Annotated in this window: 12 protein-coding genes; 6 read left to right on the plus strand and 6 right to left on the minus strand. The window is 43.5% G+C overall.

Going from position 1 to position 16,182, the window contains the following annotated elements:
* The first annotated feature begins 24 nt into the window (after nt 1–24).
* Nucleotides 25–2,268, plus strand: coding sequence for a S9 family peptidase (locus tag FDP09_RS05345; RefSeq protein ID WP_137401666.1), 2,244 nt, complete (start codon nt 25–27; stop codon nt 2,266–2,268).
* 3 nt (nt 2,269–2,271) lie between these two features.
* Here the strand turns inward: FDP09_RS05345 and FDP09_RS05350 are convergent, their stop codons facing one another.
* Both FDP09_RS05350 and FDP09_RS05355 read right to left on the minus strand, forming a co-directional pair.
* The gene (locus tag FDP09_RS05350) at nt 2,272–2,838 is read right to left on the minus strand and encodes a Crp/Fnr family transcriptional regulator (RefSeq protein ID WP_137401667.1); all 567 of its coding nucleotides are present in this window, start codon (nt 2,836–2,838) and stop codon (nt 2,272–2,274) included.
* Between the two features lie 41 nt (nt 2,839–2,879).
* Entirely contained in the window at nt 2,880–3,362 is a 483-nt protein-coding gene (locus FDP09_RS05355) for a GNAT family N-acetyltransferase (RefSeq protein ID WP_137401668.1), read from the minus strand.
* Between the two features lie 593 nt (nt 3,363–3,955).
* On the opposite strand from FDP09_RS05355, the gene FDP09_RS05360 reads away from it, so the two are divergent.
* A complete protein-coding gene (locus FDP09_RS05360) occupies nt 3,956–4,237 on the plus strand; it encodes a hypothetical protein (RefSeq protein WP_137401669.1) in 282 nt (93 codons plus the stop codon).
* A 243-nt stretch (nt 4,238–4,480) separates the two neighbouring features.
* Here FDP09_RS05360 and FDP09_RS05365 read toward each other — a convergent pair whose 3' ends face one another.
* The 3 genes from FDP09_RS05365 to FDP09_RS05375 form a co-directional block, all read right to left on the minus strand.
* On the minus strand, nt 4,481–5,623 hold the full coding sequence (locus tag FDP09_RS05365) for a cysteine desulfurase family protein (RefSeq protein WP_137401670.1): 1,143 nt from the start codon (nt 5,621–5,623) through the stop codon (nt 4,481–4,483).
* Between the two features lie 144 nt (nt 5,624–5,767).
* Entirely contained in the window at nt 5,768–7,159 is a 1,392-nt protein-coding gene (glmM, locus tag FDP09_RS05370) for a phosphoglucosamine mutase (RefSeq protein WP_137401671.1), read from the minus strand.
* Nucleotides 7,160–7,228: 69 nt separating this feature from the next.
* Complete coding sequence (locus FDP09_RS05375) at nt 7,229–7,459, minus strand: hypothetical protein (protein ID WP_137401672.1); 231 nt, start codon at nt 7,457–7,459, stop codon at nt 7,229–7,231.
* Between the two features lie 74 nt (nt 7,460–7,533).
* Here FDP09_RS05375 and mazG point away from each other — a divergent pair, with 74 nt between their 5' ends.
* Together mazG and FDP09_RS05385 are read left to right on the plus strand one after the other, a co-directional pair.
* Nucleotides 7,534–8,334: a nucleoside triphosphate pyrophosphohydrolase gene (gene mazG / locus FDP09_RS05380; protein ID WP_137401673.1), complete on the plus strand. Its 801-nt coding sequence runs from the start codon at nt 7,534–7,536 to the stop codon at nt 8,332–8,334.
* A gap of 128 nt (nt 8,335–8,462) precedes the next feature.
* Nucleotides 8,463–10,238: a chloride channel protein gene (locus FDP09_RS05385; protein WP_137401674.1), complete on the plus strand. Its 1,776-nt coding sequence runs from the start codon at nt 8,463–8,465 to the stop codon at nt 10,236–10,238.
* Between the two features lie 482 nt (nt 10,239–10,720).
* On the opposite strand, the gene FDP09_RS05390 is transcribed toward FDP09_RS05385, so the two are convergent.
* Nucleotides 10,721–11,191 (minus strand): Fur family transcriptional regulator, encoded by a 471-nt coding sequence (locus tag FDP09_RS05390; protein ID WP_137401675.1) that lies wholly within the window; start codon nt 11,189–11,191, stop codon nt 10,721–10,723.
* 234 nt (nt 11,192–11,425) lie between these two features.
* Between FDP09_RS05390 and FDP09_RS05395 the strand changes: the two genes are divergently transcribed.
* Complete coding sequence (locus FDP09_RS05395; RefSeq protein ID WP_137401676.1) at nt 11,426–12,676, plus strand: aspartyl protease family protein; 1,251 nt, start codon at nt 11,426–11,428, stop codon at nt 12,674–12,676.
* Nucleotides 12,677–12,778: 102 nt separating this feature from the next.
* The gene (locus FDP09_RS05400; protein WP_137401677.1) at nt 12,779–16,072 is read left to right on the plus strand and encodes a PAS domain-containing sensor histidine kinase; all 3,294 of its coding nucleotides are present in this window, start codon (nt 12,779–12,781) and stop codon (nt 16,070–16,072) included.
* Nucleotides 16,073–16,182 lie beyond the last annotated feature (110 nt).

The raw sequence follows: 16,182 nt of genomic DNA on the forward strand, positions 1-16,182 counted from the left end.
CCCAATCATAATGAAGTGAACACGATGAAGAAGTTAACCCATATTGCATGTTGCGGAGTACTTTTGCTCCTTGGCCATTTTGGCCATGCCCAGCAATCCCAGCTTGATATCAACAGGATCTATTCTGGGGAATTCCAACAGGAAAGCATGAGCGCCTACCAATGGATAGCGAATGGAGATGCCTACGCTGTGGTCGAATACACTGCGGAAGGCATGCCTCAAATCATCCAATACCAAACCGCTACTGGTGAAAAAAACCTTTTGGTATCGGGCAGCCAACTGGTGCCCAGCGGAGCGACAGCCTCCATTGGCGTTGAAAATTTCTCCTTCTCACCTGATAGGACCAAGGTGCTGATATTTACCAATAGCTCTCGTGTCTGGCGTGCAAATACCAAAGGGGATTATTGGGTATTGGATCTCGAGACAGAAAAGCTAAGGCAGCTGGGCAGCGCGTTTCCTTCATCTTCCCTGATGTTTGCCAAATTCTCAGCTGATCAATCTCAAGTAGCCTATGTCCAGGATTTTAATTTATACGTGGAGGATATTGCCACTGGAGGGGTGACGCAACTCACTGACCGCCAAAATGAGTCCATTATAAATGGTACTTTCGATTGGGCATATGAGGAGGAGTTCGGTGCAAGAGATGGTTTTCGATGGAGTCCTTCCAGCCAGCATTTGGCTTTTTGGAATTTTGACATTTCCGGTGTTGGAACGTTTTATATGATTGATAATATTGATTCCATTTACTCGAAACCTATTCCGCTCCAATACCCGAAAGTAGGCCAAGATCCTTCCATCGTAAAAGTGGGCGTGGTCGATCTGAAAGGGGAAGAGGTTCATTGGGTGCCTGTCCCCGGCGTGGCCAACCAAAATTACTTGCCTGGGATGCAATGGGTAGATGACCAAACCCTGCTCATCCAGCAGCTAAATCGCCTCCAAAATAAGCTTACGGTCTGGAAATACAACCTTAGTACTGCGGAATTGCAGGAGCTCTATGTAGAAACAGAGGAGACATGGGTGGACATTTATTATCCCGATGTTTCTGCTGGAGGCTGGGAAGAAAATGATTTGAAGTTAGTGGATGATAACACTGCCTTTTTGCGATTGACTGAAAATGATGGATGGCGTCATGCCTACAAGATCGACATTGCGACTGGAGAAAAAACACTACTTACGCCTACCGAATTTGATGTAGCCTCTCTCGCAGGAGTAACGGACAAGACCATCTATTTCCATGCCTCTCCGGCAAACACAGCGCAGCGCTACCTGTACCAGGCCAATATGAAGGGGAAGGTGCGGCAGGTCACCCCCCAAATGGAGACTGGCATCAATATCTACAACTGCGCACCGAATGGTAAATTTGCTATTCAGCAACACGATGAGGCCTTGGCACCTACCACTTACACCTTGGTCAGTCTGCCAGACCATAAAGTCATCCGCTCAATGGTGGACAATAAAACCTACAAACAACAGCTGAATGCCCTTGCGCTTCCCGAGGTGGAGTTTTTCCAGGTTACTACCGAAGAAGGTGTCACGATCGATGGACGCATGATCAAACCGGTGGATTTTGACACACAAAAGCAGTATCCTGTGCTTTTTCATGTTTATGGGGAGCCTTGGGGAGCAGTGGCAACGGATAATTTCATCGGACTATGGAATATCATGTTGGCCCAGAAGGGATACGTTATTATCGATATGGACAACCGCGGTACACCGTGCCTAAAAGGTAGCGAGTGGCGGAAAAGTATCTATCGGCAGATTGGACGGATAAACGCCCAAGACCAAGCAATGGCAGCCAAGGAAGTTTTTCGTAAATTTTCATTTGTAGATCCAGACCGGGTGGCGGTTTGGGGCTGGAGCGGTGGAGGTTCCATGACCCAAAACCTGCTTTTTAGGTATCCTGATATTTACCATACTGGCATGGCGGTGGCCGGTGTTTCCTTACAGCTGATCTACGATAATATCTACCAAGAGCGTTACATGGGGCTTCCACAGGAAAATGTGGAGGATTTTATCCAAGGCTCGCCGATTTCACATGCTGGTGGGCTGGAGGGTAACCTGCTCTTGGTTCACGGCACCAATGATGACAATGTCCACTACCAAAGCCAAGAACTACTGGTCAATGAACTGATCCGGCAAAACAAGCAGTTTGACATGATGGCCTACCCAAACCGTTCGCATGGGATTTATGAGGGAATGAATACCAGGCGCCACCTTTACACGCTATTGACCAATTATCTTATGGAAAATGTGCCCGTGAATAAATAGAAGTCATAAAGAAATCCGCTTGCGGATACGACTTAGGGCTTGAGGGGTAATACCAATATAACTGGCAATGTACTTTAGTGGTATTTTGTGGATAAGCTCCGGTCGATCTGAAAAAAGATTGAGGTAGCGCTCTTCCGCTGATTCATTCAGAAGGGCCAATTCCCTCTTTGCTTTCTTTAGGAAGAGGCCTTCCGCAGCATGTCTTCCTATTCTATCGCCCATAGCTGACCCCTCGTAAACTTCCTGCAAATCGGCATGACTAATGCTCCAGAGGGTCGTTTCGCTCAGTGCCTCAATGGTATATCGGCTCGCTACCCGTGTCAAGAAAGCATCATAAGCACTCATGAATTCACCTGCAAAGGAAAATCCAAAGGTCAGTTCATCTTCTCCGGGAATATAATATCTCACCATGCCCTTTTGGATAAACGACAAGTAATCTTCTCTTGCCCCAGCTGAAATCACGGGGCTCTTGGCAGGGAAATGTCGCGGTGTTAGCTTTTGCGAAAAGAGAGACCAATCCTCATCTGTCAGCGATACCTGTGCTTCGAAAAGCTGCCTTATTTCATCCATGGGCCTTTGTTGCTTGTGAATGCCTTGAGCAAATAAGCTTGCTATTCCTCGATGACTTTTTCCACGCGATAATTAATGAGCGCTAACCCATTGACCACTTTGGTGTTTTCCTGGACTTGGTGAAAACCCATTTTCTCAAAAAATGGAACGGCGGTCTTACTGGCATCGGCAATAATAAGTCCTGCATTGTTTTCCTTTGCTTTATTTTCCAGTGCTTTAAGTAATCGTTCCGCTAGGCCTATCCGTTGGTAGTCATGCTGGACATACATGAAATCAATATAATTATCATCCTTCAGCGCACCAAAGCCAACGATCTTTGATACGTATTCTGCGACTAAAAAAAATTCCTCTTTCAAGGCCAGCCTCCATCGTTCCTCATTGATCACCGATGATATCCATGCAGCAATCTCCTCTTCAGAATAATCATTTTTACAGGAGCTTTGGATCGTTTCCACGTACAGCTGTTGAACCTTGACTATATCATTCATTTCAGCTTGGCGAATAATAATGTCGTAAGCATTCATATCAAGGGTGATTTATGGGATTATAGATAAATAATTGTAGAATTTAGCTAAATAATTTCGATATATTTTCTTTATAATGCCACAAAATTTGTTGATTTCTCTTGTATGGGTAAATCGGCATCAATGCCGTTTAGTTAGTGTGTATCTGGAAAATATGGGTTCTATATTTTTTCCTTGGGCAGTTATTTTTCTAGCTAAACCCTAGGTGGTTTTCATCTCTTTACCTTTGTCACTTTTTTGACCTGCAGCAAAAAAGTGACCAAAAAACCCCGCCGCTACGCCACGGCGCACAGGTGTGCATCTATTGGCCTAAAATTAAAACCTCCCCTCATGCAGGCAAACTCCTCCTTTTCTAGCAGCCAACATTCTTTTTGGCTAGTATTTCGTCAAACAAGCCTGCTTTTTTGCCCACCCGCTATTTAATTTCTTAACGCCCAATAGCTGCAAGTTGGATCCGATTAATAAGTTTCTTATGGATAAATTATCATCATTATTCCATGTAGTGGTATATTTTCTTGAGTAACCAAGTTGAGCCGGAACGATAAGCCCCCCTGAGCCAAAAAAGGTATCGCTTCCTTGTTACGGCCCTTGGTATGCCTGTTTTCCAGCCGATGGTGGAGGCCGTTAAGAAAGTGAGTTGGCTCGCGTCGTGGAACAGCGAGACCCACTCGCTTTTAGGTCGTAGCCATCGGGTGGAAATTAAAATGGGTGACGGATCCACGTCGCAGGGTAAATCCATGTTCCATTTTAAAGGGCATACCACCGGCCTAGATTTTTTTCTTTCTTTTTTCATCAATGGAAAAAAGGAAAAGGATAAAATCCACCAGGATGATCAGGTTTCCCCAGCCAAAGTCAATCAAAAAAAGGACTTTTAGGTATATGAAAAGAAGGAAATCCCCTTAACTAAACGGCAATGAAATCGGCATCATTTAATTTTAGGCTAATTTTTTGGCTCCTTTATACCTGTGTTAATCTACGTTCATCCGTGGCCGAGTAGAAATCAAAGGTGGCAAAGAGTATATTTTCCCATCGAAATAGGCAAGCCCCAGCTTTTCGGCTTGAGCCAAAAAAAGCCGACCAAAATGGCCGGCTATATTTACTGTTCCACTCTTTACTTCCTAGGCCATTACGCCATAGAGTTCCTTTAATTTTTCTACGGTATAGTCGATTTCTTCCTGTGTATTGAAGCGGCTAAATGAAAACCTGACGGAGTCCCTTTCAGGCTGAGCATTGAGCGCGCGCAAGACGTGGGAACCGACTGTGGCACCGCTGCTACAGGCAGAGCCACCCGAAGAAGATATTCCATTTAAGTCCAGGTTAAAGAGCAGCATGCCGCTGTTTTCTTCTGACGGAGGGAGGCTGACATTGAGTACAGTGTACAGGCTGCGATTGAGATCAGCAGAGAGCCCGTTAAATTCCACCCCGGGAATTCCTTCTGTTAGTTGATCGATAAAACGCTTCTTAAGCTGCTGTACATGTCGCTTGTGACTTTCCATGTCCGTATAGGCCAGTTCCAGTGCTTTGGCAATTCCGACGATGCCATAGACATTTTCGGTTCCACCCCGCATACTTCTTTCCTGTGCTCCTCCATAAATAAACGGCCTGATTTTATTTTTCTTGTTCAGGTACAGAAAACCAGAGCCTTTTGGTCCGTGGAATTTGTGTCCACCCGCTACCACTGCATCAATGGGAAGCTCTTTCAGGTTATGCACGTAATGGCCCATGGTCTGAACGGTGTCGGAGTGAAAAAACACCTCATGCTCTTTGCATTGCTGGCCAATGGCTTTGATATCGTTAATATTACCGATTTCATTATTGGCGTGCATAATAGAAACGAGCGAATGGGGGTGCGTTTTTATCCACTCATTGAGATGGTCCATGTCGATCTGACCATTTATGTCGATTTGGGCAAAGTGCAGTGTGACAAGGCCGCGCTTTTCACATTCCTCCAGGGTATGGAGCACGGCATGGTGCTCGATTGGAGAAGTTAGCACATCCTTAATCCCATAGGTTTCGATGGCACACACCAAAGCAGTATTGTCGGCTTCGGTGCCACCAGAGGTGAAGAATATTTCACCCGGAGTGGCATTCAGGATTTCGGCTACCTTTTTCCTTGAACGCTCGATCGCTGTTCGTACTTCTCTTCCGTGCGAGTGCACAGAGGAGGGATTGCCATAATGCCCCTTCATGTAAGGCAGCATGGCTTCCAGCACTTTTTCATCCAGTGCGGTAGTGGCTGCATTATCTAAATAAATGTTCATTATCTCTAAATACTTGGGTACGACGATTATTGATAGCCTGTGGCTATCTGCTATGATAAGATAAACCATCCATTTTCCGTCAGGATACACCTTTCTCCACAGAAAATGGATGATTTACAGGTAAAATACCAGCTCAAAAGCTGATTATTTGCTTGCAGAGATGACCTCTTTTATGTCCAGAATGAGTTTATTGGCCAAGTGCTCGGCAGTTGCCTTGGTTTCGGATTCTGAGTAGATCCTGATGATCGGCTCCGTGTTTGATTTCCGTAGGTGAACCCATTCTTTTTCAAACTCTATTTTGATACCATCAATGTCATTGATGGGCTGTTTGCTGTACTTTCTGCTGATTTCGTCCAAGATAGCATCCACGTCGATTTCTGGAGTCAGCTCGATTTTATTTTTTGAAATATAATAGTTTGGATAGCTTGCGCGAAGCCTATTGGCCGTCTTTCCGAATTTTGCCAGATGTGTCAGGAAGAGCCCTATTCCCACCAAGGCGTCACGACCATAATGGGATGCCGGATAGATGACGCCGCCATTGCCCTCACCACCGATGATGGCATTGGTTTCTTTCATTTTATTGACCACATTGACTTCACCCACTGCTGCGGCAGTATAGGTGCCATGATGCTTTTCGGTCACATCTCTTAGTGCTCTGGTGGAGCTGAGGTTTGACACGGTGTTTCCAGCAGTTTGGGACAGCACATAATCAGCTATGGCCACTAAGGTATATTCTTCGCCAAATGCCGAACCGTCTTCTGTCAGGAAGGCCAGCCTGTCCACGTCTGGATCCACTACGATCCCCAAATCAAATTTTCCATTTTCCAATTTACTGGAAATGTCTCTGAGGTTTTCAGGCAATGGTTCAGGATTGTGGGGAAAGTGTCCGTCTGGTTCACAATACATTTGTTCCACATGCTCCACGCCAAGGGCTTTTAGGAGTTTTGGCAGGGCGATGCCTCCGGTGGAGTTGACGCAGTCAATGACTACGCTGAAGTTACGGGCAGCGATAGCCTCCTTGTCCACTAAGTCGAGGCTCAGCACATGGTCGATATGCCGGTCGATGTAGTCTTCGACCAAGGTATAGGCGCCAATTTCTTTCACACCAGCAAATTCAAAATCTTCCTTCTCTGCCTTTTCGAGGACTTCTTTTCCATCTTGGTCAGAGATAAACTCTCCTTTGTCATTGAGCAGTTTCAGGGCGTTCCATTGGATGGGGTTATGGCTGGCGGTAAGGATGATTCCTCCTCCGGCTTTTTCCAACGGCACGGCAAATTCTACCGTAGGAGTTGTGCTAAGCCCCAAGTCAATGACGTGAATGCCCAGTCCCTGAAGCGTAGCAGTGACCAATCTGGAAACCATGTCGCCAGAAATTCTCGCATCTCTGCCGATGACGATTCGAGGGTTGTTGGTTTTTTCTAGGATCCACGCACCATAAGCGGAGGTGAATTTTACGATGTCAACAGGAGTCAGTCCTTCTCCCGATTTTCCTCCGATAGTACCACGAATACCGGAAATAGACTTGATTAATGCCACTTTGATAGCGTTTGGTTTAAACTAAAAGAAAAAATCCCACCTGGCACTGCAGGCAGGAACTCTTGGTGATTATTTAAATCTTTCCATTACTTTGGTGACTTCTGAATCGGGATTGCCACATGCTTCACCTTCATCCATTGACTTTCCACAATAGCTGCATGTACCACCCTCTTTGTTAAGGTATGGGTTTTGAGACGCACACGTTCCCTTAAACTGGCCGTTTTTGATGAAAATCAACCTTACGGACATTAGAATGAAAAACAGTGCAAGAAATCCCAAAGTCAAATATAGAGTTGCCATATCCAATTAATTTGCTCAAATTTACGTAATACTTTGAAAACGTCCACACAATCCAAATAGTTTCCCAAATCCTTATGAGCAAATCCTCGTCCCGCCCCCAACAACTAGAAGCATTTGACAGGCTGTTGACCATCATGGATGAGCTGAGGGAAAAGTGCCCCTGGGACCGCAAGCAAACGATTGAAAGCCTGCGTCACCTGACCATTGAGGAGACTTTCGAGCTGTCAGATGCCATTCTCGATGATGATTTGGAAGAAATAAAAAAAGAACTCGGGGATATTTTGCTTCATATTGTCTTTTATGCCAAAATCGGAGCTGAAAAACAGGCCTTTGACATCGCTTCGGTAATCGATAGCCTATGCGATAAGCTGATTCGTCGTCATCCACATATCTATGGCGATACTGAGGCGGACGATGACGAGGCCGTCAAACAAAACTGGGAAAAGATCAAGCTCAAGGAAAAGGGCAACAAGAGTGTTCTTGGTGGCGTGCCGCGGTCATTGCCGGCTTTGATCAAGGCCATGCGAATTCAGGAAAAGGCGAGAGGTGTGGGCTTTGACTGGGAAGAAAAGTCTCAGGTCTGGGAAAAAGTGGAAGAAGAAATGCAGGAGTTCAAGGAAGAGTTTGATGCAGCTGCGCCCGATAAAATAGACAAGGAAAAGGCTACTGGGGAATTCGGTGATTTATTGTTTTCGCTGATCAATTACGCAAGGTTTGTGGATATCAATCCTGAAGAGGCATTGGAAAAAACCAATAGGAAGTTCATTCACCGGTTTCAATATTTGGAGAAATCAGCAAAAAAAGCGGGAAAGAGCCTGGCCGATATGACCTTGAACGAGATGGATGTTTACTGGAATGAAGCCAAGAAACAATAAAGTCTCAGATTTATAGCATTATTTTAAGATGGAATCCAATAAATTTTTACTTTTGGCTTTGATTATCAGAAACTAGCCAAATAACCTAAAATGAATCTGAATAAATTGATTATCAACTTCGTTCCGTTTTGGCAAAAGATATCATAACCCGGTTTTTAATCTGGCGGCTCAAGCATATTAGCACTAAGAATTTTATGCTGATTCTTAGTGGAGTCATCGGTATTCTTACGGGATTAGCCTCTGTGATGCTTAAAGTTTCGGTGCATTCCATCCAGCATTGGTTGATTGAGGGTTTCCAGATTGAATATGCCAACTTCTTTTTTATCCTTTATCCCCTGATTGGTATTTTTCTTACATACGTGGTGGGCAAATACATTGTCAATGACTACGGCGGCCATGGTATTCCAGAGATACTTTATAATATTTCCAAAAAGAAAAGCCTGATTCCCAGGGTAAAGATGTACAGCCGTGTGTTCACTTCTTGCCTCACAGTGGGGCTGGGAGGATCGGTCGGGTTGGAGGCACCGATTGTGGTGACGGGATCAGCCATTGGCTCCAATTCCGGCTTATTGATGCACCTTAACGCCAAAAAGCGGAATATCCTGATTGGGTGTGGTGCGGCAGGAGGGATATCGGCCATCTTTGGTTCGCCCATTGGAGGGGTGATTTTTGCGATAGAAGTTATCCTGATGGAAGTAAATACGGGAGCCTTTATTCCCTTGTTGATCGCTTCTGTATTGGGGTCGCTGACCACCATGGTGCTTATCGGAAATGATCCTATTTTCTCATTTAACCTATCCGGAGAATTTATAGCGGCACATACTCCATATTACTTGGTGCTGGGGGTATTGACCGGTTTGGTATCAGTCTATTTTATCAAAGCCGTGTTGAGGACAGAAAATCTACTGGAGAAACAGTCCAATCCCTGGCTGAAGATTTTGATCGGGGGCGCAGTACTCGGACTTATTATCTTCTTTTTTCCTCCGATTTACGGCGAAGGTTATAATACGCTAAACTCGCTTATCTTGGGAGATCCGGCGGTATTGCTAAACAGGAGTCCATTCTTCTCCGAGATCAACAATACCTACTTTATATTATTCTATCTCCTGATGATCATCTTTGCGAAACCCATCGCTGCGGCATTGACGATCGGCAGTGGTGGTAGTGGAGGGATTTTCGCACCGTCTTTGTATGTAGGAGGGATTACTGGGTTCCTTTTTGCTTTTGCCAATAACTTCTTTGGGATCTATATTCCTATTCCGGTGGCCCATTTTACCTTGGTAGCCATGTGTGGAGTGATGAGTGGTGTACAGCATGCGCCACTCTCTGCGATATTCCTGATCGCAGAAGTGACTGGGGGTTATGAGCTGTTTGTGCCTCTTATGCTCGTTTCGGCCATTTCTTTGGCCACTACGAATTACTTTGATAAAAACTCCTTGTACAAGAATCAGTTATTGGAACAAGGAAAGCATATCCCTGAAACCAAAGATGAAGAAGTACTTGGCCTGATCGATATTCGTCGGATCATGGAAAAGGATTTGCTGCCGATTCACCCGGATGCGGTACTCAAGGATCTCTGTGGCTTGGTCAAGCTTTCCAATCGTAATATCTTCCCCGTTGTCGATGAAAAAGGAAATTTGAACGGTATCATTACCCTGGATGACATCCGGGATATTATGTTTGATCGGGAGAAGCAAAACGAAGTACAGATCAGCAAATTGATGCACAGCCCACCTGATACAATCCAGCCTTCTGAAAGTATGCGGGAGGTGATGGATAAATTTGAGCGCTCTGGCGCTTGGAATTTGCCCGTGGTGGATAATGGTATCTATCTAGGATTTATCAGTAAATCACGTATCTTCAATGCCTACCGGACACGGCTGATAAGACAACAGCGGGAGTAAGATAAAATTATATTCTGTTTCGTATCTTATCCACGGTTGCCCACATTGGGTAAAAAGGTATAAAATTCATTTACAGCGTTTTATCCACAAATTAGAATTATCCAATACCGATTTATATTACTGGTATTCAGTAGGTTATAGCTGCTTTATATGAGTATGTGGATAAGTGTGGATAATTGTGGATAAATTTTGGCCTTAATTTTTGGAGCTTTTTTCTGACAGTATAGGGCGATTTTTTGTTGCCAAATATGTCCTTTTGACCTTTACAAATCACGAAAGATTTTTCCAAAATCAGAATAAAATATTTAAGTAAAGCTCCAGATGAAGCAAAACTTAGCACAGCACTTTGCCGCTTGGGCCGTAAAGTACCCGAGAGACCTAGCCCTAGAAGGGCGATACATGATGTATAGCCATGTGTAAGTCCTGTAGTAGCATACCTCATCCTACGCATGAATTGACTGGGAATATACTCGTCAATGCTGCTAAATCAGTTTCAGGTTTTTACAATTTGGGATTTGACAGTCACCATAGAGTACCAAGGAATGGCTGGTGATGGCTGAGGAAAACTCTTCGCCCATGGCTTCCTTGATCAGGTTTATCCGTTCGTCGGAAAATTCACGGATTTTGCGGCACTGGTTACAGACATGGTGGTCGTGGTGCTTGTAGGTGAGTGCCTGTTCGTATAAGGCCACTTTGTCCTTAAATTGGTGCTTGACAGCGAGGCCGCATTCCACCAGCAGGTCCAAGGTATTGTAGATCGTGGCACGACTGATAGAATAACCTTTGTTTCTCATCAGTAAAAAAAGTCCCTCTACATCGATATGCTCATCTTGGGGCAAGGCGTAGAGTTCATCGATCACCGAAAACCGTTCAGGTGTCTTTCTACTTCCCTGTCTCAACAAGAAATTCTCAAAAATTTTCTTTGCTTTATCTACAATTGACTTTTCTGCCATAGTTTTTTATTTACTAAAAAATAAAGATGGTGCATTTTTTGGATTATGTCAAACGGAGGGCATATACAGAGGTTTATTATTGCTAATTTGCTTTCAATCTAAATTAGTATTGGGGAAATTTTGGCATATTTCATTGGCGTTTTAGCAAGCCAATATCCTAAATCAATGCAAAATCCTATGGTGAAAGCTTAACCTTGTTTTTATTTTAAAGCTATAGTGCTAAATTGGTTAGGTATGACCCTGACAAGACTATTTATTCTTTTTACTGCAGCCAATTTTTTTATTAGCTCACCACTATGGGCACAAGTGCCTGGCTTTTATTTTAAAGAAGACCAGAAGCGGGTCAATATTCCTTTTCTAAACTACAATAACCTAATTATCGTCCCACTTTCTATCAATGGTGGGCCAGAGCTAAATTTTTTGTTGGATACAGGAGTGAAGTCAAACATTCTGTTCAGTAAATCCATTGGTGACGAGATAGGGCTATACTATACACGTACACTAAATCTGATGGGTGCGGATGGCCAGTCCGTACTTACGGCACTGGTATCTCCAAATAATTATTTTGATGTAGGTCCCGTGGAAGGAAAGGTGCAGGCAATACTGGTATTGGAAGAAGATTTTTTGGAATTGGAGCGGGTAATTGGCGTGCCCATCCATGGCATCGTCGGATATGAATTTTTTAAGTATAATCCAGTCAAAATCAACTACGATACCGACATGATCACTTTTTACCGACAAGATCGACTAAAATGGCGTCCATTTGGCTATAGGAAAATAGGATTGGATTTTGATAATTATAAACCCTATGTAAAAAGCACCATAGATCAGATCGGTGGCGAGGTGATTCATGGTAAATTACTGATCGACACCGGAGCCAACCACGGATTGATGCTTAACCGAGAAACCTCTGATGAGATCGTTCTGCCTCCAGAAAATATCGAAACGGATCTTGGCCGTTCGTTGGGTGGGGACTTATATGGGTATGCTGGAAGGGTAAAAAAATACAGCCTGGGCAATTTGAACTTTAGAAAGGTCATTACATCCTATCCAGATGAAACGGAGTTTTCGTCCATCATTATCGAATCAGGAAGGCTTGGCAGCCTAGGATCCGATATATTGTCCAGGATGACCATGATCATAGATTATCCTAGAGAAAGGATGCTTTACAAAAAGTCAGGAGACTTTCATAAACCATTTGAATACGACATGAGTGGGTTGAAAATACGACTTACTAGCGCTGAGGAGAGACGCTATTATATCAGCAGTGTTCAAGAGGATTCTCCTGCTAGCCGCCAAAATTTCAAAGCGGGAGATGAAGTGCTAACCATAAATTTACTCCCTGTTGAATATTGGGACCTGTCGGAAATCAATGATTTATTACGTTCAGAGCCTGGGAGGAAAATATTACTTACCATTAGGAGAAATATCAACGGTATAATGGTGGAGCTGGAAAAGGAAATTACACTGAAAAAACAAATTTAATGTTCGGATATTTGTCAGTAATTCACTAGCGATCTTGCAGATTTACTACTTTTTGTAGTAAAATAAACTAAAATTTAATAAGCTTGTATTTTTTTAATTCATATGGACAGTAGTAGAGAAATAGGGGCTTCAATGCTTACCTATCGAAGGTTTAGCTTTGGAGAGTATGACGGCCTGTATTTGGATGGGTATTTGAGGAATTTGGTAGAATTGCCAGACGAAGAAAACCTGTCTAAGCTACTTTTTGCTTTGTCTGAGACGCCGCTTGAACAAATTTATCAGTTTTTATCTGTTGAGCAACCACTGGTATCTTACCTGCTAATTGATCAGTACCGGTATGTACCTGTAAAGATCACGGGAAATGTAATCAAAGAATCCTCCTATTCTAATGTCAATGTACTGATTGCACCAACGACCCAGCAGGGCACTGTCGAAAACCAGTGGATCTATAATGTCAACAATGGTAGCTTTTACAGTCATTTTCAAAATCATCCAGCCTATAGCCCACAGGACAGGGACATCGCTACCTCACTTGGCACTTGGTTTCCGAATGTAGATAAGGCATCCATTGCCGATTTTATCCGAGGATCAGAAAATGGGTTCCTGAGTGTTGAGAATGAACATACATCGATCGTGGAGAAAAAGAGCCTGCCTAATGAAAATTACTACCTATTGGTAGAAAAGAGGCACCTCCTCCATGCTGAAGTTCCCCATTTTTCCTTATTGCAAACCGAGCGATTTGATAAAAATGTGCCTAAGTCCCTCTTTTACCACTATCGGTCCGAAAAAAACCAATTGATCCTCACGGGAGATGTGAAAGATATGCTTGGCTACAGTGAAAGTGTACCAATAGTCTTGGATTATGAAACCTGGTTGGACATGGTACATGAGGAAGATCGTGGAATACTGGGTTTTTTATTGGATGAAACTTCCAATGCACCAAAATCCAAGGAACTGTGGTACCGTATCCGTCATCAAAACGAAAAATACATCCAGGTAAAGGATATTTGCAGGAAGTTTTCAGATAGTGATAGCGGTGAAGAGGGCTACTTTGGCTGGATAAAATGGGGTGTTACATGGGAGTATCAGGTAGGAGATAAAATAAAGACAAATCGTACCCTCAGGGAGTTAGCGGATTTTATGCCGGCCTTTTTCTATCTGTACCAAAAACAGGATAACCTGATCAGGCCACTTTTTACATCAGATAATGTACAGGATGTGTTGGGAGTGGATGAAGAGTATTTTATGGGGAATTTTAACAATATTCTTCAACAAATCCATTCCAAACCCGAAAGGGAAAGTACGGAACAGCAAAAATTGGGCAGCGATATTTTCCAAATATTACTGCCAAACCATAACTTACAATGGATATTTAAGAGAGATTTTCCTTTGAGCTTAGGTGTTCAGGATATGTACATCGGGCACATGGTGAACTTGACCTGGCTTAGGGAAATAAAATCAGCGGGACAACATCAGGATGAGGAAAGAAAGACCTATTTTGACTATAATCCCTTGGTTATTTTTCAATTCAATACCGAAGGCACGATCATAAATGCAAACAAGACGCTTTTTCTGAAGACCAATATCCGGGATAAAAGCAGTTTTGTAGGGAAAAGCATTCATGATATCTATAAAGATTCACCTATTTATAACACCTTAATTCAAGGAATCGAACAAGGTTTTGCCCAATATGAAGGGCCATTTATTTCCTACCTGAGCAATAGAAAGTATTATGTAGGCCTGACCGTACGCAAACTGGAAATAGGAGAGGTTTACCAAGCGGCCTTTGAGGACATTAGTGAAAAGGACTTTATACAGCGGGTACTAAATAGTGTCGCGGCCATATCAGCTCACTACAATGACATAGAATTCTTTCAGCAACTTGTCCAGCTATTATCCAAAAAGTTGAATTTTTCCTCATGCATGGTGGGAGAATATATCCAGCATTCAGACACTATCCAGAGCATAGCCGTCGCCAAAGACGGAGAGCTGATTCCGAACATAAGCTATTCACTCGAAAACACCCCATGCGAGCATGCGATAAAAGATCTCAATAAAAATGTAATCATTGTCCCGGACCATGTCAGTGAATTGTTTCCCAAAGATGATTTTCTAAAGGAAGAAAAGCTGGTCAGCTATTGCTCGATAGGGATCAAGGATAAGGCTGGCAGAAAAGTTGGGATTCTGGTGTTGGCGGATACCCGGCCGATCCACAACAAAAATGTGCTTGTCAACATCGTATCGATTCTCAGCGACAGAGCAGGGGCTGAACTCCAGCGCATGCGCTACGAAAAGGAACTGATCGCTTCCCAGCAGCTTTATAGAAGTATCGCCGAAAACTTCCCCAAAGGCACCATTGATGTGTTGGATCAAAAACTTAAATACATCTATACCGAGGGAAGCGAATACCAATATTTGGGCATAAACGCCAAAGATCTCATCGGTGTGTCCCATCTGGAGAAATATGATGAACTTACGGCAAAATTCATTGAGGAGAAGCTTCAGCAGGTGTTTGAAGGAAATACGGTCACTTATGAGATCAACTACAATGGTGAAGATTATAAAAAAATCGGTGTGCCGTTAAGAAATGAACACCATGAAGTGACCAGGGTGCTGCTCGTAACCCAGAATATCTCTGCTTATAAAATAGCGGAAGTAGAACGCGAAAAACTCATCCGTGACCTTTCCAGCCACAATGAGGAGTTGCAGCACTTTGCTTATATCGTGTCGCATAATTTACGAGCACCTATTGTCAATATCACCTCTCTTTTGGACCTGATCAATGGAGAGGACCTTTCAGCGGAAGAGAACAAAGAGCTATTTGATAGCCTAAAGGTCTCTACAGCTATTCTGAATACCACCCTGATGGACCTGATCGAAGTAGTCTCCATTAAAAAGAAGAAGATCATCAGGGTAAATCATATCAACTTCGATAACATTCTGAACAACATCGAGAAGAGCCTACACCGTCAGCTGAAGGATGCCAAAGCGAAAATCCACAGGGATTTTCAGGAGCCTGCTATTAATTACGTTTACAGTCACTTGGAAAATTTCCTGCTCAATTTTATGACCAATGCCATCAAGTACAGGCATCCAGAGCGAGTTCCGGAAATCTGGATAAGCACCAGTAAGGAAGGGGACAGGCATAAAATCACCTTCTCTGACAATGGGATCGGGATCGACCTGAACAAGTACGGCGACCGGATTTTTGGACTATACCAACGGTTTCATACGCATGTCGAAGGAAAAGGGCTCGGCCTTTACCTTATCAAAGAGCAAATACGGTCCTTGGATGGGGAGATTAACGTGGAAAGCACAGAAAATGAAGGTACCACATTCACGGTGATGCTCAATAACCTCCCATTGCCACAGGAACCAAATCTGGAATCCAATTAAAAATGGAGCCGATAGAAGGATGTGTAGTGCATTTTTTTAAACTCTTTCACCTCTTTTGCGTGATTATACCTAAATTCGAATATCTCATTCATAAAACGAAAGCGAATGGA

Source organism: Echinicola rosea (genome assembly GCF_005281475.1).
GTDB classification, from domain to species: domain Bacteria; phylum Bacteroidota; class Bacteroidia; order Cytophagales; family Cyclobacteriaceae; genus Echinicola; species Echinicola rosea.